General features: G+C 62.2%; 21 protein-coding genes and 1 pseudogene. 10 read left to right on the top strand and 12 right to left on the bottom strand.

Annotation, left to right across the window (positions count from 1 at the left end; all coding sequences use genetic code 11):
• Window positions 1-309: 309 nt before the first annotated feature.
• The 4 genes from H1204_RS36615 to H1204_RS36630 are packed head-to-tail and all read right to left on the bottom strand — an operon-like array spanning window position 310 to window position 3,925.
• A complete protein-coding gene (locus H1204_RS36615) occupies window positions 310-1,305 on the bottom strand; it encodes a nitronate monooxygenase (protein ID WP_243468832.1) in 996 nt (331 codons plus the stop codon).
• A 3-nt stretch (window positions 1,306-1,308) separates the two neighbouring features.
• A complete protein-coding gene (locus H1204_RS36620; protein WP_180733592.1) occupies window positions 1,309-1,896 on the bottom strand; it encodes a cytochrome b/b6 domain-containing protein in 588 nt (195 codons plus the stop codon).
• A 44-nt stretch (window positions 1,897-1,940) separates the two neighbouring features.
• Window positions 1,941-3,614, bottom strand: a complete 1,674-nt coding sequence (locus H1204_RS36625; protein WP_180733593.1) for a cation acetate symporter — start codon at window positions 3,612-3,614, stop codon at window positions 1,941-1,943.
• On the bottom strand, window positions 3,611-3,925 hold the full coding sequence (locus H1204_RS36630) for a DUF485 domain-containing protein (RefSeq protein WP_180733594.1): 315 nt from the start codon (window positions 3,923-3,925) through the stop codon (window positions 3,611-3,613). Before H1204_RS36630 ends, H1204_RS36625 begins: the two co-directional genes overlap by 4 nt.
• Window positions 3,926-4,187: 262 nt before the next feature.
• Between H1204_RS36630 and H1204_RS36635 the strand changes: the two are divergent.
• The 3 genes and pseudogenes from H1204_RS36635 (at window position 4,188) to H1204_RS36645 (ending at window position 7,452) form a co-directional block, all read left to right on the top strand.
• Window positions 4,188-5,197, top strand: a pseudogene (locus tag H1204_RS36635) (TIGR03571 family LLM class oxidoreductase).
• 1,240 nt (window positions 5,198-6,437) lie between these two features.
• Window positions 6,438-7,148: an SDR family NAD(P)-dependent oxidoreductase gene (locus tag H1204_RS36640; protein WP_079487256.1), complete on the top strand. Its 711-nt coding sequence runs from the start codon at window positions 6,438-6,440 to the stop codon at window positions 7,146-7,148.
• Between the two features lie 67 nt (window positions 7,149-7,215).
• Window positions 7,216-7,452: a 4-oxalocrotonate tautomerase family protein gene (locus H1204_RS36645; RefSeq protein WP_180733595.1), complete on the top strand. Its 237-nt coding sequence runs from the start codon at window positions 7,216-7,218 to the stop codon at window positions 7,450-7,452.
• A 985-nt stretch (window positions 7,453-8,437) separates the two neighbouring features.
• Here H1204_RS36645 and H1204_RS36650 read toward each other — a convergent pair.
• The 3 genes from H1204_RS36650 to H1204_RS36660 form a co-directional block, all read right to left on the bottom strand.
• Window positions 8,438-9,100 carry an MOSC domain-containing protein gene (locus H1204_RS36650; protein WP_180733596.1) on the bottom strand — a complete coding sequence of 221 codons (663 nt, stop codon included), beginning with the start codon at window positions 9,098-9,100 and terminating at the stop codon, window positions 8,438-8,440.
• 27 nt (window positions 9,101-9,127) lie between these two features.
• A complete protein-coding gene (locus H1204_RS36655) occupies window positions 9,128-10,228 on the bottom strand; it encodes a nitronate monooxygenase (RefSeq protein ID WP_180733597.1) in 1,101 nt (366 codons plus the stop codon).
• 226 nt (window positions 10,229-10,454) lie between these two features.
• Window positions 10,455-11,204: a creatininase family protein gene (locus H1204_RS36660; RefSeq protein ID WP_180733598.1), complete on the bottom strand. Its 750-nt coding sequence runs from the start codon at window positions 11,202-11,204 to the stop codon at window positions 10,455-10,457.
• A 401-nt stretch (window positions 11,205-11,605) separates the two neighbouring features.
• On the opposite strand from H1204_RS36660, the gene H1204_RS36665 reads away from it, so the two are divergent.
• From H1204_RS36665 to H1204_RS36680, 4 genes are all read left to right on the top strand, one after another.
• The gene (locus H1204_RS36665; protein ID WP_180733599.1) at window positions 11,606-12,958 is read left to right on the top strand and encodes an acetamidase/formamidase family protein; all 1,353 of its coding nucleotides are present in this window, start codon (window positions 11,606-11,608) and stop codon (window positions 12,956-12,958) included.
• Window positions 12,959-13,063: 105 nt separating this feature from the next.
• Entirely contained in the window at window positions 13,064-13,975 is a 912-nt protein-coding gene (locus tag H1204_RS36670; protein WP_180733600.1) for a LysR family transcriptional regulator, read from the top strand.
• 34 nt (window positions 13,976-14,009) lie between these two features.
• Window positions 14,010-14,927, top strand: a complete 918-nt coding sequence (locus tag H1204_RS36675) for a LysR family transcriptional regulator (protein ID WP_180733601.1) — start codon at window positions 14,010-14,012, stop codon at window positions 14,925-14,927.
• A gap of 119 nt (window positions 14,928-15,046) precedes the next feature.
• Window positions 15,047-15,346: a hypothetical protein gene (locus H1204_RS36680; RefSeq protein WP_180733602.1), complete on the top strand. Its 300-nt coding sequence runs from the start codon at window positions 15,047-15,049 to the stop codon at window positions 15,344-15,346.
• A 13-nt stretch (window positions 15,347-15,359) separates the two neighbouring features.
• Here H1204_RS36680 and H1204_RS36685 read toward each other — a convergent pair whose 3' ends face one another.
• The 4 genes from H1204_RS36685 to H1204_RS36700 all read right to left on the bottom strand — a co-directional run bounded on the left by H1204_RS36685 (window position 15,360) and on the right by H1204_RS36700 (window position 18,339).
• Complete coding sequence (locus H1204_RS36685) at window positions 15,360-15,782, bottom strand: hypothetical protein (RefSeq protein ID WP_180733603.1); 423 nt, start codon at window positions 15,780-15,782, stop codon at window positions 15,360-15,362.
• A 129-nt stretch (window positions 15,783-15,911) separates the two neighbouring features.
• Window positions 15,912-16,334, bottom strand: a complete 423-nt coding sequence (locus H1204_RS51870; RefSeq protein ID WP_243468833.1) for a rubredoxin — start codon at window positions 16,332-16,334, stop codon at window positions 15,912-15,914.
• Window positions 16,335-16,898: 564 nt separating this feature from the next.
• The gene (locus H1204_RS36695; RefSeq protein ID WP_007580266.1) at window positions 16,899-17,099 is read right to left on the bottom strand and encodes a hypothetical protein; all 201 of its coding nucleotides are present in this window, start codon (window positions 17,097-17,099) and stop codon (window positions 16,899-16,901) included.
• A 187-nt stretch (window positions 17,100-17,286) separates the two neighbouring features.
• Window positions 17,287-18,339 carry an FUSC family protein gene (locus H1204_RS36700; protein ID WP_180733604.1) on the bottom strand — a complete coding sequence of 351 codons (1,053 nt, stop codon included), beginning with the start codon at window positions 18,337-18,339 and terminating at the stop codon, window positions 17,287-17,289.
• 136 nt (window positions 18,340-18,475) lie between these two features.
• On the opposite strand from H1204_RS36700, the gene treF reads away from it, so the two are divergent.
• The 3 genes from treF to H1204_RS36715 all read left to right on the top strand — a co-directional run bounded on the left by treF (window position 18,476) and on the right by H1204_RS36715 (window position 21,407).
• Entirely contained in the window at window positions 18,476-20,254 is a 1,779-nt protein-coding gene (treF, locus tag H1204_RS36705) for an alpha,alpha-trehalase TreF (RefSeq protein ID WP_180733605.1), read from the top strand.
• A 184-nt stretch (window positions 20,255-20,438) separates the two neighbouring features.
• Window positions 20,439-20,678, top strand: a complete 240-nt coding sequence (locus H1204_RS36710; RefSeq protein WP_180733606.1) for a hypothetical protein — start codon at window positions 20,439-20,441, stop codon at window positions 20,676-20,678.
• A gap of 252 nt (window positions 20,679-20,930) precedes the next feature.
• Window positions 20,931-21,407 carry a hypothetical protein gene (locus tag H1204_RS36715; RefSeq protein WP_180733607.1) on the top strand — a complete coding sequence of 159 codons (477 nt, stop codon included), beginning with the start codon at window positions 20,931-20,933 and terminating at the stop codon, window positions 21,405-21,407.
• 60 nt (window positions 21,408-21,467) lie between these two features.
• Here the strand turns inward: H1204_RS36715 and H1204_RS36720 are convergent, their stop codons facing one another.
• Window positions 21,468-22,178, bottom strand: a complete 711-nt coding sequence (locus H1204_RS36720) for a lysophospholipid acyltransferase family protein (protein WP_180733608.1) — start codon at window positions 22,176-22,178, stop codon at window positions 21,468-21,470.
• Window positions 22,179-22,524 lie beyond the last annotated feature (346 nt).

Here is a 22,524-nt window from a genome sequence, read left to right on the forward strand (position 1 = left end):
CTGATGTTAGCGCTTACATTTTGACGGGCCGTTTGGAGTCTTAGCCCATTCATTCGCTAGTGATGCGCTACAAATATCGTGTTAGCGCTTACATTTTGGGTCGTTCCAAGCCGCATTGCAAGCACCGGAACGGCTTTAGCGGGTTAACACCGACCACATAATCGGCCAGGCGCCCGCATTCTGAGTTGTGCGGTTCGTGTCCGCACGTCCGAGTAACAGTTCTGTGCGATGGGCGAGCGGCAATGATCAGCCGAAATCAGCGCCCCCGCCCCGCACACGACGAGCCGAGCTCAAGGCCCGCCCGTCGAATCACCCCACCCTACGCATAGCGCAAGCGAACCCCTCGAACCGTTCAACCGCATCCCGCTCGCCTTCATCAGCAAGCCCCATCGCAAGCTCCTCCACGCGCGCCGCCGCCGACACCACACGGTCGATCTTCCCAACACCCTGCCCCGCATACAACGACAGCTTCTGCGCCATTCTCGGTTTGTCGATCACGCGCGCGCCGCCGCCGATATGCCGCAGCAGGTTCCACTTGTCGCGGTTCGGAATGACCCGGTGCGGCGTGCCGTATTTCCAGCCGAACGAATAGCCGGTACGGTATTCGGTGTCATCGACAGTCGCATCCACGATCTTTTGTTTGTAGAGCGGATGCGCGTTCGACTCGTCACACGCAACGAACGCCGTGCCGCAGAGCACGCCGCCTGCGCCCATGTTCATCACCGTGCGGACATCGTCGCGATTCGTGATTCCGCCTGCCGCGAGCACAGGACGCCCGTCCGCCACAGAGATAAGCGAAGGCAGTAGCGAAAGCAGTCCAATCGTACCGCGGTTCAGATGCCCGCCACTCTCGCTGCCTTGCGCAGTGATGATATCGGCGCCCTGCGCGATAGCCTTGCGCGCGAGTTCCACGGAACCGACCTGGACCATGACCACCATTCCCGCGTCTTTGGCGCGCGAGATCATATGCGGATAGTTCTCCGCATAGAACAGCGACAGCATCCTGGGCTTTTCCTGCAACACGACCTGAAACTGCGCCTCGAATACATCCGGGCCGCCAAACGAAGGAACGAGATTGACGCCGAACGGCTTGTCAGTCAGTTCTTTCGTTTCGCGAATCCATCGCCGCAACGCAAGCGGCGGCAAGCGCAATCCGCCCACGGTTCCCATCCCGCCCGCATTGGCGACGGCCGCAACGAGCTTCGGACCGGAGATCGCCGCCATGCCGGCGAGAAAGATCGGATATCTGACGCCGCAAAGCTTCGTGACGGCGTTTCCACCAAACTCAAAACCTGTTGTGCTCATGATTCAAAGCTCCACGCGTTTGCCAAGCATGCGTTTCAACGCATCGTTCTTCAACACGAAATGATTCTTGCAGGCACCAAAGATATGCAGCGCCAGGCCAAGCACAAACGGCGTCGCGCCGATCTTGAAGAGAACATCGAAGACCTGTGCGGCCTGTGCGTCTGGATGCATCGGCGATGGAATGATCCATCCGCCTGGCAATTCGACAAGCTGGCCAGCCGCCGATTTCGCCAGCCACGCGGCGACAGGCAGCAGTACCATGGCCAGCGCGAGCGCAGTCGCAACCGACCGGCTTACGATCACCTCGACAGGATTCGGCGTGCCGAGCGGCAGCGGATGCCACGACGTCACGCGCGCCCAGAATCGATAGACCGAAATCGGAAACAGGATCGTGCCGAGCAGGTTCAGAACTTTCGCTAGCTCGACATTGGGCGATGCAAAAAGCGCAATCTCGATTCCGATGATCGCGAGCACCAGCGCCGCGACGATCCAGTGCAGCGCGATCGTGATGCGCGAAAAACCCAGACCGGTATCGCGCCATTGAAAGTGGTCCTGCGCGTGCGTGCCGTGCACTTCGTGTGTGGATGACATAGGCGAGTTCGACATTTTCATTCCCTATCGATTGCAGCAGTTCTCTAATGACTGGCGGCGCGCGACGAACCGATGCCCGTCTGTGCGCGAACGAATTGATCGTCGAATTGCTCGCGTTCATTCGCCGCCCTCGCGCCCTGATCGGTGACCGATCCGATCCATGTGAAGAAGAAGGCGATCGTCATCGAAATGATCGCGGGGTAGTCGTACGGGAAGATCGGGCTCGCGTGTCCGAGCACCTTGACCCACACGGCGGGAGACAGCACGACCAGACCCACTGCGCTCACGAGCCCCGCAATGCCGCCCATCAGCGCGCCGCGCGTCGTCAGGCCTTTCCAGTAGATCGCGAGCGTGAGGATCGGAAAATTGACCGACGCGGCCACGCTGAAGGTCAGCGCCACGAGGAACGCGACGTTCTGATCCTTGAACCCGATGCCGAGCACGATTGCCACGCACGCGATCGCAATCGATGCGATTCTCGACACACGCTTCTCCTTCGCGTGATCGGCGCGATTGCGCTTGATCACCATCGCGTACAGATCGTGCGAGATAGCCGATGTGCCTGCCATCGTGAGTCCCGCCACGACAGCGAGAATCGTTGCAAAGGCGACGGCAGACAGAAAGCCCAGCACGAGGTCTCCGCCCATCGCCTTCGCCAGATGCATGACGGGCATGTTGCCGCCGCCGATCAGCTTGCCGCCGATCACGCCGCCCTCGTAGAACGACGGATTGCGGCCCACGATCACAATTGCGGCTGTGCCGAGCACCATGACGATCAGAAAGAAGTACCCGATAAAGCCCGTCGCGACGAACACGGACTTGCGCGCCGCCTTTGCATCCGGCACCGTGAAGAAGCGCATCAGAATATGCGGCAGGCCCGACGTGCCGAACACCAGTCCCACCGAGAGTGACAGCATCGCAAACGGATCGGCGACGAGCTTGCTCGGCAGCATGATGCCGGCGCCGCTCTTATGCGTGGCGATCGCTTGCGCGAACATGTCGTCGATCGAAAAGCCGAACTTGCTCAACGCAAGAACTGCAAGCAGTGTCGCGCCGAACAGCATGAGTACGGCCTTGATGATCTGCACCCAGGTGGTCGCGACCATGCCGCCGAAGGTCACATACACCGCCATCAGCGCGCCGACCACGACGACGGCATAGTTGTATTGAAGCCCGAACAGCAACTGGATCAGTTGACCCGCGCCCACCATCTGCACGACGAGATAGAAGCAGACTACCGTCAGCGAGCCGAATGCCATCAGCGTGCGTATTCTCTGCTGGTCGAGTCTGAACGATGCGATGTCGGCGATCGTGACCTGCCCCAGATTTCTGATGCGCTCGGCAAACAGGAACATCAGCAACGGCCACGCGACGAAGAAACTCACCGCGTAGAGCATGCCGTCGTAGCCGTTGAAGAAGATCATGCTCGTCACGCCGAGCAGCGCCGCTGCCGACATATAGTCACCCGCCAGCGCGAGGCCGTTCTGAAAACCTGAGATGCCGCCGCCCGCGTTGTAGAAGTCCTTCATCGACTTCGTCTTCGACGCGGCCCAATACGTGATGCCGAGCGTCGCAACGACGAACGCGAGGAACATGACGATGGCCGTCGTGTTGAGCGGCTGCTTCTGTACTTTTTCGAGCACCTCCGCTGCTGCCATTGCGTCACAGGCGATGCAAGCGGCCAGCACGCCGCCGATGAGTTTGACGCATCGTTTCATTGCGCCTCTCCCGCCAGGACCTGAGCGGTCAACTCGTCGAACTCGCCGTTTGCGCGGCGAATATAGATGCCCGTCAGTATCCAGGTGCCGACGATCAGCGCGACGCCCAAAGGCCAGCCAATCGTCATGACACTACCGGGAAACAGCTTCAACGCGAGCACTTTCGGTGCGAAGCCTGCTATCAGCACGAAAGCGTAGTAAGGCAGCAAGGTGCCGAGGGTAAGCAATACGACGAGCCTGCGCCGCCGCGCGACGAGTCGTACGAACGCCGGCGACAACCGGACGTTGTGAAGTGCAGTCGTTTGGACCACGATGTCTCCTGTATTTCGTTTCGAAGTAGGCGTATTTCAGGGGCTGCCTGACACGCTCTTCTGTTTTCATCAACGATAGGAGCGACGATCGATCAAGTAAAATGATGATTGATGATGCGTAACATCATCGTGAGTGAAACGAAGTATTTCGCGCGCTGCCCTGCTGTCCATCTCTATTGACGCCGTGTATCAAGTGTTGTTAGCGGCGCTGTGTTTTTCCCGTCGACGCATGTCCGTAATCTGACGTCACTGGAGGAACATCATGGACATGCCAATGGCTTTTCCCGAACCGCAAGTCGAGCGCGCGCCGTTCCCTTTGCAGGGTCATCGCGGTTACGACCGCGTCTTCCGGCGCGACGCGCTCACGGTCGGGCTGATCCTGCCGCTCGAGACGCACGCCGCCTCGCCTCATCCGTCGATGGCCGACCATTTGCAGATGGCGCAACGTGCCGAACAGGCCGGTGTCGCCGCGTTATGGGCGCGCGATATCCCGTTCTACGATCCGCAATACGGCGATTCCGGGCAGATCTTCGAGCCGCTGATTTACATCGGGCATCTCGCCACTGCGACCGAGCGCATCACGCTCGGCACGACGGGCATCGTGCTGCCGATGCGCGAGCCGCTCATGCTCGCCAAGCAGATCAATTCGCTCGACAGGCTGACGGGCGGGCGCATCGTGATAGGGATGTCGTCGGGTGACCGGCCTTCTGAATATCCCGTGTTCGGTATCGACTTTGAAAGTCGGGGGAACGTTTTCGCGATGCGTATGGGGCTTATCGCAGCGTGAGCGAGCAGAACTTTCCGCGCTTTGAATCCGAGCGTTTCGGTCGGGGAGATGGCTCGCTGACCATGCTGCCGAAGCCTGTGTTCGGGCGGGTGCCGACTATCGCGGTTGGGCGCTCGCAGCAGACGCCTGGATGGATCGCTAGCAATATGGACGGGTATCTCGGGTTTGTGCCAGAACCTGCGCGTTTGCAATCGTTCGCCGATGAGTGGAGAGAAACGAATCGTCAGATGAACCCCGATGGCGATGCGAAGCCGCTCGCGTTTGGCGGGTTTTTGTACTTGCATCCACGGCGGGATTTTCCGTTCAAGCGGATCGGGGGCGGTTTTGCGATTGGTAGTCGCGCGTTGCGGGATTTTCTCGATCTGGCGCGGGAGCAGGGGGTGTCGCATGTTGCGCTGAACCCTCGAGTGACGCCGCGGGATTATCGGCAGATACTTGATGAATTGCATGAGGACGTGCTGCCGTATTTTGCGCCTAACGAGTAGTGCGGGTTGCTGGCGCTGGTTTGTTATGTTGATCGTTCGCGTGTGACGCCGTGTCTGGCTTGCCGGGCGCGGCTTTTTTGGCGTGGGTGTTGCCCTTTTTTGACTGCGTCGGCATGGTCGACCCGCGCGAATACATTACCCGTGCAATAGTCAGTTTCATTTGGTGTGCAGTGTCACGGGAGGTGTGGGTGGCTTTGTTTTGTGTGCTCCGCTGGCAGCCGGTGCAGCCTGCGCGGCGCGGGCGGTGCCGGGCGGTGTTTTGGCCTTTTTGTGATGGCATTCGCGTGACGGTTTGGTTTGCTTGTGTTTGCGCTGGCATCCGCGTTTCGTTAGCTCGCTTCAAGCGTCGCCCCTGTGCGGGGCGGCACCTACTTTTCTTTGCCGCCGCAAAGAAAAGTAGGCAAAAGAAAGCGGCTCACACCGCCAGTTCTTGTGTTTGCGTGAGGGCCCCCAAAGGGTCTTACGCTTCACACGGCAGCGATTTTGTTCGCGTGCGTTGCCAACGCGCTGAATGAGCGCCTCACCCACTTCAAACACCCGCACAACGGCCGGCCGCAGCGAATGGTATGTGCCGCCCAGGTGGCAAACTGTGTGCAGGTTGTCGCGTCGTATAGCGTGGCGCTCTTACAGGGTGGAACGCATGCGCTATCCGTCCGAAGTGAGGCGTGTGTAGCGCTACGGCCTACACACAGTTTGCCACCTGGGCAGCCGTGGAATATCTGGCACGGCATGTTGCAGCGCGGGTGGGTGAAGCGGGTGAGGCGCACCGCAAGAGCGCTGGCAACGAACGTGGGTCACGTGGTTGCCGCGTGGACCGTAAGAACCTTCGCGGGCCCTCACGCAAACACAAGAACTGGCGGTGTGAGCCGCTTTCTTTTGCCTACTTTTCTTTGCGGCGGCAAAGAAAAGTAGGTGCCGCCCCGCACAGGGGCAACGCCTGAAGCGAGCTAACGAATCGCGGATGCCAGCGCAAACACAAGCAAACCAAACCTGCCGCGCCACGAAGCGAAGCGCGAAGGCAACACGCGGATGCCAGCAAGAAAGCCCAAACACCACGCGGATACCAGCGAAAGAGCAAAACAACCACCCCGCGTCGCAGACAAAAAACCCCACTTATTCCTCCCAATCACAACAGTTTGTCCAACCCGGGTGTTCGCAACAACGCCGAGGAAGCCTAGATTTACGACCTAACGGCACTGTCAATTCCGACACAAAGCCGACCAACAGTTCGAGGTCCATCATGAGCAATTCGCAAAAAGTCGCAATCGTCACAGGTGCATCACAAGGCATTGGCGCCGAGATCGTCAAAGGCTTCCGTGAGCACGGATACCGTGTCGTCGCTGTCGCGCGTTCGATCAAGCCGTCGGACGATGCGAACGTCGTGGCGATCGCCGGGGACATCGGCGACCGCGCAGTCGCGCAACGCGCCGTTTCGGAAGCGATTGCACGCTTCGGCCGCATCGACACGCTGATCAACAACGCGGGTATCTTCATCGCCAAGCCGTTCACGCAATACACGGCCGAGGACTACGCCGCCGTGCTGAACGTGAATGTGAACGGCTTCTTCCATATCACGCAGCTCGCCATCGCCGAGATGGAAAAGAACAAGAGCGGCCACGTCCTGCAGATCTCGACGAGCCTCGTCGATCACGCAATCTCCGGTGTGCCGTCGGTTCTCGCGTCGCTGACCAAGGGCGGCCTGAATGCCGCAACGAAGTCGCTCGCCATCGAATACGCAAAGTCGGGCATCCGCGCGAACGCCGTTTCGCCCGGCATCATCAAGTCGCCGATGCACGCGCCTGAAACGCACGAAGCGCTGGGTTCGCTGCACCCTGTCGGCCACATGGGCGAGATGAGCGACATCGTCAATGCAGTGCTGTATCTCGATTCGGCGTCGTTCGTTACGGGTGAGATCCTGCACGTCGACGGCGGCCAGAGCGCAGGCCACTAAGCACGCCACTAAGCACGGCCGGGCGCCGCCAACGGCGCCTGTCCCACACGACACTACGGAGATTCTGATGCCTATCGTGACTATTCAGGTTACGCGCGAGGGAAATACCCCCGGCACGAGCGCAGTAACGCCGGAAGAGAAGGCGCAACTCATCAAGGGAACGAGCGAGTTGCTGTTGAAGGTGTTGAACAAGCCGCTGGAAGCGACCTTTGTCGTTATTCAGGAAGTCGAGAAGGAAAACTGGGGATGGGGTGGGTTGCCGGTTGACGAGTATCGTCGGCTGAAAGCCGAGAAGAAGGAGTGAGTGCGGGGACCGCTTTGGCGCCTTCGCGGCGCGGGCGGTTTCGATTTGAGCCTTCGCGGGGCGGGTGTTGCCGGGCGGTGTTTTTGCCTTTGCTGTGGCATCCGGTTTGAGCGTTCGCGGCGCGGGTGTTGTCGGGCGGTGTTTTCGCCTTTGCGTTGGCATCCGCGATTTGTTATCTAGCTTCACGCGTCGCCCCTGTGCGGGGCGGCACCTACTTTTCTTTGCCGCCGCAAAGAAAAGTAGGGGCAAAAGAAAGCGGCTAACACCGCCAGTTCTTGTGTTTGCCTGAGGGCCCCCAACGGTTCTTACGCTTCACACGGCAACACGCTTGCTCATGTTCGTTGCCAACGTTCTTAATAGGCGCCTCACCCGCTCCATGTGCCCGCGTCGCGGCACGCCGCGCCAGATAGTCCGCCGCCGCCCAGGTGGCAAACTGTGTGTCGGCTTTCGCGCCCTACGCGCATCACTCCGGACTGAAAAGCAAGATTGGTGTTTCTGGTAAGAACGCTAACCTGTGCGGTGCGACAACCTACACACCGTTTGCCACCTGGGCGGCACATACCATCCGCTGCCGCTAGCCTTTGTGCAGGTGTTTGAAGTGGGTGAGGCGCTTATTCAGCGCGTTGGCAACGCAGACGAACAAGGACGTTGCCGTGTGAGGCGTAAGACCCTTTGGGGGCCCTCAGGCAAGAAGAAATGTTGGCGGTGTTAGCCGCTTTCTTTTGCCTACTTTTCTTTGCGGCGGCAAAGAAAAGTAGGTGCCGCCCCGCACAGGGGCGACGCCTAAAGCACGAAGGCAAATCGCGGATGCCAGCGCAAAGGCCCAAACACCAAACGGCGACGCCTGAACCACGAAGGCAACACGCGGATGCCAGTGCAAACGCAAAAAAACCAACCCGGCCGCGCCACGAAGAGCCAAAACGCAGATGCCAACGCAAAGGCCAAAACACCGCCCGGCAACGCCCGCGCCTCGAAGGCTCAAACCTTATGGCTCCCGACGAGCCTTCCCACGCCGCCACTCGAGAATGTTACTGACCGACTCCTCCCTACGCCCCGGCACGACCTCAATCCGTGCACCAGCCTGAATAAACCCCGTCTGCAAAACGCTCAGATACACACCAGCAAATCCACTCAGATACATATGCTTGACAGCTTTCCTGTACCCCATCGCCGCATTGAGCTTGAAACAGGGACTACGCGGCGCTTCCACCCGTAACCTGACCTGATCGATCACGAGCGTATCGCCAACCCAAAGGTCCGATTCCAGCAGGCCTTGCGTCGTCAGATTCTCGCCGAGCATGCCGAATGCCAATGGCTCGCCCGCATCGGGCAGATCGGCTTCGATGCGCCGCTGCCGCCACCATGCATAGTGTTCGAACGGATAGAGATAAACGGCCTTGTCGAGGCCCCCGTGAACGCTGAGGTCCGCTTGCTCGTCGCCCACAAGCCCGAGCTTCTTCACTTCGACCACCGCGCCTTGGCTCGCGCTGCTCACCGAACGCTTGCGGATCGCCGACTCGACGGTCAAACCTTCGGACGCGAGCCCGACGTCGAGCGGCTCGCATACGCCGATGTTGATCGAAAGCAGCCTCGCGCCGCTTAGCCGCGCGGTGCTGCCGCTTTCTGCATGCGTCGTCGGTTCATCCATCGGGTGGCCGTTGTTTTTCTCTTTGGGTCAACGGGCGAACTGCTGCAATCGACGGATCGCTTCGTCGAGTTCCGCATCGAGCCGCGCGACGAGTTCCGCAGCAGGCAGCGAACGCGTCAGCGCCGCCGCCTGACCGGCCCATTGCGCGCCGAAGCCGAACTCGCCCTGCGCTTTCGCGGCGGCGTGCAGCGCCTTGCCTGCGTCGTAGGTCACGGGGTAATCCGGCGTAGCGGGACGATCGGCAGCGCGGCCCAGTTCGGTGAAGCGGTTGACCATGCTGCGAGCCTGACGGCCCGAAATCGCCGACGTCATCGTGGTGTGAAGCGCGGCATCGCCGAGGATCGCGCGACGGTAGCCGTCGTCGATCGACGTCTCCGGGCACGGCACGAACGCCGTTCCGAGTTGCGCGGCCTGCGCGCCGAGCGCGAGCGCCGCGGCAATGCCGGCGCCGTCCATGATGCCGCCCGCGGCGATAACGGGCAGATCGAATTTCTCCACGAGAAGACGCGTAAGCGCGAACGTGCCGAGGCCCTCATCGAAGGCTTGTGGGTCGAACATGCCGCGATGGCCGCCCGCTTCGACGCCCTGCGCGACGATCGCATCGACGCCCGCATCGACCACCTGCAGCGCTTCGTCCAGATTCGTTGCCGACGCCAGCAGCGTGATGCCCGCCTCCTTCAGCGCCTTGATGACTTCTTTCGACGGCAGGCCGAAATGGAAGCTCACGATGGCCGGCTTTTCCTCGACGAACACGTCGAGCATCGCCCTGTCCTCGACAAAGCTCGTGTAGATTTCGGCGAGTTTTTCAGGCGCGCTCGCGCCGTACTTCGCGAACTGCGGCGCGAGCCACGTCAGCCATTCCTGTTCGACTTTCGCATTGGCCGTGGCAGGCTCGTGGCAAAAGACGTTGATGTTGAACGGCGCGCTCGTCAACGCGCGCGTGTCGCGGATCGTCTTGCGCGCCGCGTCGGCTTTCATCGCGCCCACGCCGAGCGAGCCGAGGCCGCCCGCATTGGATACGGCGGCCGCTAGCGCCGGTGTGCTGACGCCAGCCATCGGCGCCTGAATGATCGGCTTGCTGATGCCCAGCAAACTCAAGAGCGGCTTGCCTTCGGAACGAGTGCTCATGTCATGTCCTCATGAAAACGGTTAGCGCATGGACGCGGTCCGCAACCGGAAACAGGACGAGCGCTCAACAGCCGCCTCGCCCCAATTGCAAACGCTCTCGCCATGCTATCTATATCCCAGATCATCTTTTTCAGCGGACGATGGGTCAACCATTAAGCGGGCAATTCACTCTTGAGTGCTGGGAACAGGTGAAAGGCGCGGCGAAACTCCGCGCCCATCCCACGCCTCAGCCGGGCAACGGCTCGTTGGCAAACGCGTTCAGTTCGCGCACGAGGCTCGACGCCGCCAGCCGCACCAGCTCACCGCCCTTTTCCGGCGATGCCTGAGCCGGGTCCGATCCCATGCGGCCATCCGGATAGCGCGCGCGGAAATCCAGCGCTTCCCGGATCGGGCCGGACGGCGCGATCTTCGGCGAGTAGTCGGCGGATTTGATCGCGTCCGGGAAGGCCCACTGCGTGATCGCGATTTCAGACGGCGTGGCGTGAACGCCGTGCCCTTCCGGGAACTGCTTGCGCGCGAGTTCACCGACTCCTTCCAGATCCCACCAGTTGGCCAGCTTCATCGCGAAACCTGCGCGGCGCTTCGCGAAGCTCGCTTCGACATAGACCTCCGAAAACGCCGCCTCGATCGATGCGATGTTGCCGCCGTGGCCGTTCAGAAACAGAATCTTTTCGAAGCCATGCGCAGCCAGTGAGCGGATCCAGTCGCCAATGGCAGCGATGAACGTGGACGGCCGCAGCGAAATCGTGCCCGGAAAGCCGAGGTGATGCTGCGCCATGCCGATGTTGAACGTCGGCGCGACGAGGATATCGGCGGACTTTTCCGCTTCACGCGCGATGATCTCCGGGCACAGCCAGTCAGTGCCGAGCAGGCCCGTCGGTCCATGCTGCTCGTTCGAGCCGATGGGCACGACGATCGCGCGGCTTCGTGTCAGGTATTGCTCGATCTCGGCCCAAGTCGAAAGATGTAAAAGCATTGAAACTCCTGTTGTTTCTGCCTCGCACCGCACGCGGCGTGGCGCGTTGATCGTGGGAAATCCGGGGTCCGCCGCCGCAGGCACGGGCGGCAAACCCTGATCCGCACAAGCGTACAGGCAAATCGCCGCCCTCACCAACAGCAACTAGGTTCACGACTCGTTGTCCGCAAGGCAACGACGTCACGTGAGCTGACTATTGTCCAGTAGGCACCAATCCGGAAGATCGATTCCACACAGGAAAATGCCACGTACATGCGCGACGGCGCGGCGTATTCGCCGAATAACTCGCATGCGATTTTATCGCACTGGATTGACACGGAGCAAACTCCGAGTATGATCCGACTCGCACGCTTTAATCGCATGCGATCTATATCGCGCCCCACTTTCAGCAGGAGACGAAATTGACGACCACGACCGCCCACTCCGCCACAAAGACCGACGCCCAGACCGACAAAACACCCGTGAACCGGCTTCGCGTCGAATCCTATACAAACGGCATTCTCGGCCCGAGCCAGGCAATGCTCGGACCGCTCGCCGACGGCGGCACGCTGATCGCAGGCACGCCGCCCGGCTGCTGGGGGCCGATGATCACGCCCGCGTTCCAGGGCGGTCATGAAGTCACGCAGCCCGTCGCCATCGAAGGCGCGGAGGTCGGCGACGCCGTCGCGCTGAAAATCCAGCGCATGCGCGTGACGTCGCATGCCACGTCGTCCGGCGTGATGCAGTTCGTCGAAGGGCGCTATCACGGCGATCCGTTCGTCGCCAAGTTCTGCGCGTCGTGCGGCACCGAGCACCCGGCCAGCCACGTGGAAGGCATCGGCCCCGAGGCGATTCGCTGTGACCATTGCGGCGCGGAGGTCAGCGCGTTCCAGTTCAAACACGGCTACGTCATCGTGCTCGACCAGGAAAACGGCGTGAGCCTCACGGTGAGCCAGGAAGTCGGCGACCGGCTCGCGGGCAACGCATCGGCTATGTCCGCGCTGCCCGAACTGGCCGCGCAGCATTCGATCCTTTCGCTGGCGCGCGCCGACATGCCCGGCCTCGCCGCGCATATGCGGCCGTTCCTCGGCAACATCGGCACGACGCCTTCGCGCGATCTGCCCGATTCGCACAACTGCGCGGACTTCGGACAATATCTGGTCGGCGCGCCGCACCGCTTCAACATGACGACGGAAGAGCTGCACAGCGCGAAGACGGACGGCCACATGGACACGAACTCGGTGCGCGAAGGCTGCATCGTGATTTGCCCCGTGAAAGTGCCGGGCGCAGGCGTCTATCTCGGCGACATGCACGCGCAGCAGGGCAACGGCGAGATCGCCGGGCACGCAACGGATGTATCGGGCGAAACCGAACTCAGCGTCGAGGTCATCAAGAACCTGACGCTCGAAGGACCGATCCTGCTGCAGAATCTCGACGACCTGCCGCCGATGGCGCGTCCGATGAACGCCGACCAGCGCAAGAAGGTCGCTGAACTCGGCGCGCGCTGGGGCCAGCATCACATCGAAGAAAATGGGCCCGTGACGTTTATCGGCAGCGGCGTCAACCTCAACGTAGCGACCGAAAACGGACTTCGCCGCGCCGCCGCCGTGACCGGTCTGAGCTACGAGGAAGTGCTCAATCGCGCGACGATCGCCGGTTCGATCGAGATCAGCCGCTTGCCCGGCACGGTGCGTGTGACCATCCTGTGCCCGCTGGAAATTCTCGATCGGATCGGCATTGGGCATCTGGTCCGCGAGAAGTATCAGTTGGCTTGAGACCTGCTATTCTCTGCGGACACGCGGCGCCGTCCCCTGCGCCGCTTCGCGTTGCGCGTCTTGACGGCGCCAACGCGAACGACATCCGCCGATCACGGAAAGGACATGCAGCGTCAATTCGAAGACCTACTTCTTGGCAGCATCGAACTGTTCTGTTTCGCCGCCGAACTGGAAAGCTTCACGTTAGCGGCGACAGCTGCGAGCGTGACGCCAGCGGCCGTGAGCCGGTCGGTTGCGCGCCTGGAGGAACGGCTCGGCGTGCGGCTTTTCGTGCGCACAACACGGCAGATCAGACTCACCGACGCAGGAAGCCGTTACTTCGAGCAATGCCGTCTGGCGCTCGCCCAGCTCGCCGACGCCGAGCGCGAAGCGACGGGGCAGCAGAGCACGCCGTCAGGCGTGCTGCGCATCAGCATGCCGACGCCGTACAGCCACTATCGCGTGCTGCCGCTGCTCGCGGAATTTCGCAAGCTCTATCCCGACGTCACGGTCGAAACGCACCTGAGCAACCGCAACATCGATTTCGCCGACGAAGGCTTCGACCTCGCCATCCGGGGCCGCGCGCCGGACGACTCCGGCCTGATCGCGCGCAAGCTCGAAGACGCCGAACTCGTGGTCGTCGCTTCGCCCGCCTATCTGAAGTCGGCGGCCAGGCTGGAGACACCCGACGATCTTGTTCACCACGAATGCATTCAGTTCGCGCTGCCGAGCACGGGACGCAACATTCCGTGGCTGTTCCAGCATGAAGGCGAAGAGCGCGAAATGCCAACGCGCGGCGGCAACAGCACGTCGGGCGATGTGCTCGCAGGCGCCACACTCGCGCGACACGACGCGGGGCTTTTTCAGACCTATCGGTTCGTCGTCGAAAAAGACCTGAAGGATGGCACGCTGCGCGAAGTGCTCACGCCGTACGGCGGCCGCACAAGGCCGTTCGTGCTGCTGTATCCGCATGCACGGCATCTGTCGTCGCGCGTGCGCGCCTTCGTCGATTTCCTCGTCGAAAAGCTCAGAGCCTGAGACGCTCACTCCAGATCTCCTCTCTTTCTCACTCATGCTGCCGAACGTCGATTCGATTGTCGCCCGTCTGCGGCTCAAGCAACTGCGTCTGCTAATAGCACTCGACGAACACGGCTCGCTGCATCGCGCTGCCGATCAGATGGCGCTCACGCAACCGGGCGCGACCAAGGCGCTGCGCGAGATCGAAGCGATCTTCGGCGCGACGCTCTTCACGCGCTCGCAACAAGGTATCCAGCCAAACGAGTTGGGGCGCTGCGTGATCCGTTATGCGCGGCTGATTCACATGGACGTCGCGCATCTGCGCGAAGAGATGGAAGGCATCCTGCAAGGCTCAGGAGGCCGGCTCGCGGTCGGCGCCATCACGGGTGCCGTGTCGGGCGTGCTGGTGGATGCGTTGACGCGGCTGCGCGAGCGGCAGCCGACGTTGACCGTGGAAGTTGTCGAAGATACCAGCGCGCGGCTGCTGGCGCTGCTCGATCAGGGGCGGCTCGACCTCGCGATCTGCCGCACGACCGTCGCGCAACAACCCGATCACTACGACTATGTCGAACTGAGCGACGAGCCGCTTGCGATCGTCGCGAGCCCAATGCATCGGCTGGCTAAGGCGCGCAAAGTGAAGCTCGCTGATCTCGCAAAGAGCCGCTGGATCGTCTATCCGAGCATCATGCCGCTGCGCGGCCTGTTCGAGCGCGAATTCAAGGAAGCGGGACTATCGGTGCCGTCCCATCCTATCGAAACGGCATCGACGATCACCACCGTGCTGATGTTGCAGCGCGACCCGACACTGGTTTCGCTGATGCCGCGCGACATGGCGGCGCTGCTTGCCGATCACGGCCTGGCCCGGCTGCTGGCGATCGAAGTGCGCTCGCGCACCGAGCCATACGGCATCGTGACGCGGCGCGGCTCCGTGCTTTCGCCTGCCGCGCGGCTGATGATCGATGAACTGACGTAGCGCGCGCCGGCGGGCCCGGCTTGCGTTGCCGTCGTTGCGTGACTAATATCAGTTCATGGCGCGAACTCGCGCATCGTGCGCGAACGACACGCCGAGATCAGACCGGCAGCCCGTCGCAGATGAAATCGTACGTCGTACTGCTCGCAGTATGGATGGCCGCGTTCGGCACAGCCGGGGTCTATTCGGCTTACGCGGACGGCCCGGTCATCATCGCGCTCGCCAATCCGTCTTCCAACTCCGACTCACCCGCGTTCGAACCCGATCATCACGACCGGCACCACTCGGGCACGCCGTCGCCTGCCATCATCCACGGTCCGTCGTATCTTTCCGCGCTGCGCGAATACGATGTGCGTTCGCTGACGCGCAGGTTCTCATATGGCTCGCCATCGGATTTCAAGCTGAACAACCACGGCGATTGAGCCGCGCGCCCCGTCAGCGCACAACGGGCGTTTGCCCGTCGACCTGCTGCAACGACACGCCGACGACATGCTCATGCCAGACGCCGCATTGCGCGATCACAGGCAGCCACGACTGCCGGTTACGAACGCGTGCGAACGCGCGCATCGACACGGTCGACTCGACCGTTTGCGAACCGTTGTTGCCGGAAAAGAGGCCGCCCTCTTCGTTGACTTTGGCCTTCAGCACGCGACGGTCCGGTGCGAGGAACATGTCATAACGTGAGGTAGTCCGAATCCAGCGGTCGAGTTCGGCGATGCAGTTGATGACGGTGGGACGGACGTGAAGACGCGTGAGGTATGCGTAGTCGTCGGGCACGTCGGTCTGGGATTGCGAAAACGCGCTCGTGCAGAACCAGACGAGACTGAAGACGCCCAATAGGGCAGTAAGGCTTTTCATTAGGAAGCGGTGCCCGGAAGTGCAGATGTGTTGCTAACGTTCAAGGCGCGAGAGTATACCCGCTTCGCCGGATGGCTATCGTTTGCGTCGTCTGTGGGCTTTGCGCAGCGCTTCGCCAACGCGGCGCGATCAGAATTCGACGAGCGCGAAATCTTCCTTGCCGACATCGCACAGCGGACAGCGCCAGTCTTCCGGCACATCGGCCCAACGCGTGCCGGGCGCGAGACCTTCTTCCGGCAAGCCGGCTGCTTCGTCATAGACCCAGCCGCAGATCACGCAGACCCACTGCTTGAGGTCACCGGCGGATGTCTGTGTCTGTGTGGCGGCATTCGACTCCGTTGACTCCGCACCGCCCGCGCTCTCGTCCTTGTCGAGCGAGACGACGAGCGGCGCAGGCCGCTCGGCGGCCGGCGCATCGAGATAGCGTTGCAGCGCCTGATGAAGTTCGACGGCTTCGTTGTGGTTCAGATCGATCCAGAACGGATCGCCCGCGCCATCGTTGAGACGATCGGGCGAAAACTGGAGTTCGACGGCAGTGGCTTTCGTGTACATGTGAAGTGATAGCTGGACGAGCGCGTGCAGCCGCCCGCCGCGCAGCGGCCGTAACGGCCGCCGCGCTCAGAAAAAGTGACGCAGCAGCGCGCTGCACAGTGCGGCAGCGATACCGATCAGACCGAGGGTTTCGAGAAGGGTCAGCGAACGGCGAGCGTTGGCACGATTAGGTGTCGACATGGGCTTGAACGGAAAAATTGACGGATGGACCGAAGCGTTGCATCTGGTCCGAAAAAAACACGAGCCCGGATTTTAAACGCTCATTCGCCCGGTAGCTTTCTTTTCGCTGTCGGCTTGCGCGGATCGAGGTGTTGCATGCGGGAAGATTGACTTGCGTTGCGAGCCTGAATTATCGCTCGCGCGAAGGCCGTCATTAACTCTTCGTGGTTGATAGAGTCTTTCGCCGTCGGCGGGGTATTGGTGTCGGCGATCGACCGTGCGTTTGCATGCACTGCCCGATGACGAGCGCCTACGACGCGCTGCGGGCACCTACATGGCCCCACAGCGCGCGGTGCAAATCGACGTTCGATCCGCGACAGATGCAGAAGAGGCGCAGCCGCCGCTTCACTGACCGACAGGCGCGCAATCGCCGCGGCTCTGGCAATTGCTTTGCCGCTTTGCTTCCTGCGGATCATTGCCCGTATCGTGCACGCGGTAGTCGGCGCGATAGTAGTCGGCGTTCTGATCGATCTTCGCGAACGACGCCACGGGCGCGGCGAGGCCCGCCAAACCCGCGACAGCAAGAACAAACGCAAGGGTCTTCATTGTTCACCTCCTTGTTTGATCGTTGCGACAACAATCGACTGCGAGCGAGGCGCGATGGTTTGCAAACGTTGATGGCGGGCGTGATCCGATTCGTCAGTCGTTTGCGTGCGACGAACTGTCCGGCCTCATCGAAAAGGATAGTCGCTGCCTCGCCCCGTTGTTAGTTTTGGTGAGGCATAGCGAACACTTACGGCGCCTTCGTTTTTCCCGTGGGCGTCAACACCTGCACGAGCCCGTCCGTGTCCTTGACGATCAACGCCATCACGAGTTCGATGCCCGGCGCGAGCGTCGCGTTTGCGCCATCCACACGCTCGTTGACCCGCTTGAGCAACGGGTCGAGCGTCGTGCGCGCGTCCTGCAACTTTGGTTTGTTCAACGGAATAGCGCCGACCGCATCGGCGAGCTGCGACAACGCGCGCGGCACCGCCGACCACGCCTGATCGAGATGCGGCACTTCGTCGCCCACGCAGGTGTGCACGAGCGCCTGGCCGAACACCAGCACGTCCCGATGCAAGCGGCTCAGAAACGGCGGCACCTTGTCGATCGCGTCGGAACTGCCGCGCAGGATCGGCACGAACACATGCTCGCGCCCCGCCTCCTGCAGCGCGTCGGCAAGCGCCGTTTGCGCGGCGAGGCTGCGTTGCTCGAGACGTGCCATCTGCGCATCGTCCCGCGAGAACGCGAGCTTGTGCTCGATCATCTGGGCAAGCGTCTCCAGACATTCGCGCGCCTTCCGATGCGCGCCCTTCAACGCGCGGTTCGGCCACACCACCGTCGCGACGAACGCAGCCGCCGCGCCGATCAGAATTTCCGCCACGCGATGCAATGGCCGCACGAATGCCGAACCGCTATCGCCAGGCACAAGCACCACGATCACCAGCGTCACGCAAGCGAGCCGCAAGCCGGGCCGCGCGGCGGCCAGCGCCGCCAACGGCAGCAGCGCGACGGAGAACACCGTCAGCGGCTCGATGCCGCGGTCCATCACGACCAGCCCGATCCCGCCCACGATCCCACCGATACACGCGCCGATGATCTGGTCACGTGCGGTCGTGATGGCCTGCGTAAGACTGGGTTGCGTCACGACGATCATCGTCGTGATCAATGCCCAATAGCCTTCGGGCAGCCCCGCCAGCCTCGCGGCGCCGTAGCTGAGCACGCAGCCCGTCAGCGTGCGTCCGAAGCGGCGCGCTTCGGGCGCGCGCATCAGGTTCGTGAACCAGTCTTGCTGTTGAACGGTCATTCGGGTGTTTCCATCAAAACGCATGAAACGCGGGTTGGGAGAGTGCAATTTCCGCTCATTGGGGAACATGCCTTGCTCCCGTGACTCCCTTGTATTCGAAGGTCACTTGTCCTTACTCCGCTTACTCAGGAGCGTCATGCCGATGCAGCAAGCCCATGCCCGCCGCGTTCTCTCGACTACCCTCTGCGCCGCCGCGCTGCTCGTCGCTTATATGCCGCCAGGCACCGCACAAACACCGGCGGCCAATCAGGCTGGCGTTAGCGGCAACGCATCGCCCGTCGTGGCCGTGCCGCCGTCCGAGCTATACGGCGCGCTGTATCGCGATGTCGAACTCGCGCATCTCTACCCGGACAGCAAGACCTTCGCCGACATGGTGCCGAACGCGCCGCCGCAACAGATCGTCGCCGATTATGCCAGGCAGAAGGACGGCGCGCAGTTCGCGCTGAAATCGTTCGTCGAGCAGCGCTTCACGCTGCCCGCGCGCGAAACGAAGAACTATGTGTCCGACCCGAACCAGAGCATCACGGCGCATATCGACACGCTCTGGTCCGTGCTGCGGCGCGACCCCGATGCCAGCGCGAGCCCGTGGTCCTCGCTGCTGCCGCTGCCGTATCCGTACATCGTTCCCGGCGACCGCTTCGACGAAATTTACTACTGGGACTCGTACTTCATCATGCTCGGGCTGCGGCAGAGCGGCCGTGAAGAACTGCTGAAGAACGAACTCGACAACTTCGCGATCTTGATCGACCGGTATGGCCATATTCCGAATGGCAATCGCACGTACTATCTGAGCCGCTCGCAGCCGCCGTTCTTCGCGCAGATGGTGCGTCTTGCAGCCGATCGCGAGGGCGATCAGGTCTATCTGCGCTATCTGCCCCAGTTGCGCAAAGAATACGCGTACTGGATGGACGGCCACGACAAGATCGCGGCGGGCAGCGCTTACCGGCATCTCGTGCGCCTGCCCGACGGCACGCTCCTGAACCGCTATTGGGACGAGCGCGCCACGCCGCGCGACGAATCGTATCGGGAAGACGTCGCCACCGCGCAAGCGACGCCCCAGCGCAACGCCGAAGACCTGTGGCGCAATCTGCGCGCGGGCGGCGAAACGGGCTGGGACTTCAGCTCGCGCTGGTTCACCGACGGCAAGACGCTGGCGACGATCGAAGTCACGTCGCTGATTCCCGTCGATCTGAACTGCCTGCTCGTCGATCTCGAACGCACGCTGGCGAAAGCGTATCGCGTGCAGGGCGACGCTTCGCACGCGGAGAATCTCGAACAGCGCGCCGCCGCGCGCGCCGATGCGATCCGCCGCGTGCTGTGGGACCCGCAACTCGATGCATTCGGCGACTACGATTTCATCGCGCATCGGCTCACGCACCGGCTGAGCGCGGCGACTGTCTATCCGTTGTATGCGGGCGTTGCGACGAAAGCGCAGGCTGCCGCAGTCGCGGCGACGATTCGCGCGCGCCTGCTGCGTCCCGGCGGACTCGCGACCACGACGGTCAACACGGGCCAGCAATGGGACGAGCCGAACGGCTGGGCGCCGCTGCAATATCTCGCCGTGACGGGCTTGCGGCGCTACGGTCACGCGGACCTCGCGCAACAGATCGCCACGCGCTGGATCGGCACGAACGTCACGTACTACCAGCACACGGGCAAGCTGGTCGAAAAGTACGACGTCGATGCCAAGGCGGGTACGACGGCGGCGGGGGGCGGCGAGTATCCGTTGCAGGACGGCTTTGGCTGGACCAACGGCGTGCTGCGCACCCTGATGGCGATGTATCCCGACGCAGCAGGCCCGTCGACGCGCCCCGCCGATGTGCCTGCGGGCCCAGCGGGCGTATCCGAAGCAGCCTCGGCTGCAGCCGCAGCGCCGAAAACGACGCACCGTCTGCGCGCAACGCCCGCGCAGTGATCCGCGAACGCCGCCGAAGCGCCGTCTAACTGCTTGTTACGAAACTCGCACACATGTTGCACCTTCGGCATGGGCCGCCACGTACACTGCGCTCACGGTGTCCAGCGCGATTCGATGCACGACGCTATTGAAATCGGGCGCGCTGGCGCAACATCGGTTCGATCAAAACAAACGGGGTATCAGCATGACCGCTTTCGGGAAAGCCACACTCGCCGCCGCAACGCTCTTTCTTGCCATCAGCGGAACGGCGCATGCGGCCGGCTGCATCAAGGGCGCCGTGGTTGGCGGCGTCGCGGGACATTACGCGGGACATCACGCCGTGGTCGGCGCGGTGGGCGGTTGCATCGTCGGGCGGCATCTTGCGAAAAAGCACGCCGACGAACAGGCCGCGCAACGTCAAGCCATGCACGCCCAGTACCAGTAATGCCGGCAAGCCTGCGTGCGTCGCTCGAAATGGCCTTCGCGATTTAAGTCTGTCTTAATTGTCGCGGCTCATTATTCGTTCGCAGGCTTGTTTTTGGATCCCTGCCGACGGAAGTTGCACCTCAGCGTCGACTTCCGTCCCATGTAACACCAGTCATCCCCTGTAGTGCCGCCAGAGCATCGGCGGCACCTTTTTCCTGGCGACCACAAGGCCCCCGCCCGCACAGGAAACGAAGATAAGAGGTTCATCACCATGTCGAACAAGTCGAGAAGCCGCAAACAGACCCGTCACGCTCCCGCCATGTCGCCGTTGCTGCGCGCGCTGACTTTCAGCCGTGCCGCACACGAGCCGATCACGCGGGCCATGCTGCTGCAAGCCTACGCGAGTCTCGACGCGTTCCGCCGCGGGCAAGGCTCGCGCGAGCTCTTCACGACGCTCGGCCGGCAACTGCTCATCGCGGAAGAACTCAGCCGCATCGGCCATGTGCCCGAAGCGATCGACGATATCGCCGAAGCGCAGATCGCGATGACCGATATCGACGGCGCTGAAAAGGCGCACGGCAAGTGGACGGTCGAAGGCGACAACTACGCGTGGCTGACCATCGCGCTGGATGCGTTCGACCGCCAGCTCGCCGTTGCTTCGCTGGAAGATATCGCCAAGGCGGAAGCGCGGATGATCGAAGGGCTGATGCGCACCGAGCAGGAATTCGCGCACCCCGTCGCCGCCTGAGCACACGGCCTGGCGCGCCGCCCTTTCAGGCGGCGCGATGGAACGCGGAAACCGCGAGAGCTAGAGCTTCAGCAGCTCCGCCTGCATCCAGTCATGCACCTGATGGCTGAGTTCCTGCGGTGACCGCTCGACGGGCGACAGCGTCGGACCAATGACGACGCGGATTTCCCCGGCACCCATCGGCCAGCCTTTCGCGGGCCACACCTTGCCGGCGTTGTGCACCACGGGCACGATCAGCGCGCCCGTGGCACAAGCCAGACGCACGCCGCCCGACGTGAGCTTGACGGGCGCGCCGTGCGGCACCCGCGTGCCTTCCGGAAAGATCACCACCATGTCGCCTTTCGCGAGCCGCTCCGCCGCTTCGCGCGTCACGGCGAGGTGCGCCTGGCGTGGCGAGCCGCGATCCAGGCTCACCATGTCGAGCCCCTTCAGCACCCAGCCGAAGAACGGAATGCGCAGCAAGTCCTGCTTGAACACAAAGCTGATCCGGCGCGGAAAGAGCGCGAGGAACGCGAGCGTTTCCCACGTCGATTCGTGGCGGCACAGGACGATCGACGGTTCCTTCGGCAAATGTTCGAGGCCCTCTATCGAGCAGCGAATGCCGAACGCCGCGCGCATCACCGCGACGAGCGCCCTGCACCACAGCGCCGCGAGCCGGTAGCGCGCCGACCGGCTGACGAACGGATACAGCAGCAGCATCACCGTGGACCAGATCGTTCCGCTTCCCAGCAGATAGATGATGAACAGCCATTTTTTGAGTACAGCGCGCATGTTGTGTGACATCGACGGAAAGTGAGAAGGCGTGAGCCAAACCCAGATACTACCGGCGATGAAAAGATCGCATGCGACAAAGCCGCGGCGCAGCTCGACCCGACGCGCGGCGCGCAGAAAAGAAAACGCCGGCCAAGGCCGGCGTTCATGCTGTAGTTTTGAAGGCCGCGGTCGCCTGACGGCGCCGGAAGGCTAGACATTCGGCAAAAGTTCGCGCCGTGTGGCGCTCACGCTTTGCAGACGGTTCAACCCTTCGCCTCTTTTGGTTTATCGCGTTACGCGCAAACTTCCCCCGTGCGCAAGCAGAGTATCGCCGACCCGCACGCGCCGTTATGTGGTCAACCGA

Origin of the sequence: Paraburkholderia sp. PGU19 (assembly GCF_013426915.1) — a bacterium.
Lineage (GTDB): Bacteria > Pseudomonadota > Gammaproteobacteria > Burkholderiales > Burkholderiaceae > Paraburkholderia.

Coding starts and splice junctions, on each gene's coding strand:
- H1204_RS36620 (WP_180733592.1), bottom strand. CDS start 1,896: ATGTCATCCACACACGAAGTGCACGGCACGCACGCGCAGGACCACTTT.
- H1204_RS36675 (WP_180733601.1), top strand. CDS start 14,010: ATGCTGCCGAACGTCGATTCGATTGTCGCCCGTCTGCGGCTCAAGCAA.
- H1204_RS36680 (WP_180733602.1), top strand. CDS start 15,047: ATGAAATCGTACGTCGTACTGCTCGCAGTATGGATGGCCGCGTTCGGC.
- H1204_RS36685 (WP_180733603.1), bottom strand. CDS start 15,782: ATGAAAAGCCTTACTGCCCTATTGGGCGTCTTCAGTCTCGTCTGGTTC.
- H1204_RS36655 (WP_180733597.1), bottom strand. CDS start 10,228: ATGAGCACTCGTTCCGAAGGCAAGCCGCTCTTGAGTTTGCTGGGCATC.
- H1204_RS36700 (WP_180733604.1), bottom strand. CDS start 18,339: ATGACCGTTCAACAGCAAGACTGGTTCACGAACCTGATGCGCGCGCCC.
- H1204_RS36720 (WP_180733608.1), bottom strand. CDS start 22,178: ATGCGCGCTGTACTCAAAAAATGGCTGTTCATCATCTATCTGCTGGGA.
- H1204_RS36645 (WP_180733595.1), top strand. CDS start 7,216: ATGCCTATCGTGACTATTCAGGTTACGCGCGAGGGAAATACCCCCGGC.
- H1204_RS36715 (WP_180733607.1), top strand. CDS start 20,931: ATGTCGAACAAGTCGAGAAGCCGCAAACAGACCCGTCACGCTCCCGCC.
- H1204_RS36670 (WP_180733600.1), top strand. CDS start 13,064: ATGCAGCGTCAATTCGAAGACCTACTTCTTGGCAGCATCGAACTGTTC.
- H1204_RS36710 (WP_180733606.1), top strand. CDS start 20,439: ATGACCGCTTTCGGGAAAGCCACACTCGCCGCCGCAACGCTCTTTCTT.
- H1204_RS36695 (WP_007580266.1), bottom strand. CDS start 17,099: ATGAAGACCCTTGCGTTTGTTCTTGCTGTCGCGGGTTTGGCGGGCCTC.
- treF (WP_180733605.1), top strand. CDS start 18,476: ATGCCGATGCAGCAAGCCCATGCCCGCCGCGTTCTCTCGACTACCCTC.
- H1204_RS36615 (WP_243468832.1), bottom strand. CDS start 1,305: ATGAGCACAACAGGTTTTGAGTTTGGTGGAAACGCCGTCACGAAGCTT.
- H1204_RS36625 (WP_180733593.1), bottom strand. CDS start 3,614: ATGAAACGATGCGTCAAACTCATCGGCGGCGTGCTGGCCGCTTGCATC.
- H1204_RS51870 (WP_243468833.1), bottom strand. CDS start 16,334: ATGTACACGAAAGCCACTGCCGTCGAACTCCAGTTTTCGCCCGATCGT.
- H1204_RS36650 (WP_180733596.1), bottom strand. CDS start 9,100: ATGGATGAACCGACGACGCATGCAGAAAGCGGCAGCACCGCGCGGCTA.
- H1204_RS36640 (WP_079487256.1), top strand. CDS start 6,438: ATGAGCAATTCGCAAAAAGTCGCAATCGTCACAGGTGCATCACAAGGC.
- H1204_RS36660 (WP_180733598.1), bottom strand. CDS start 11,204: ATGCTTTTACATCTTTCGACTTGGGCCGAGATCGAGCAATACCTGACA.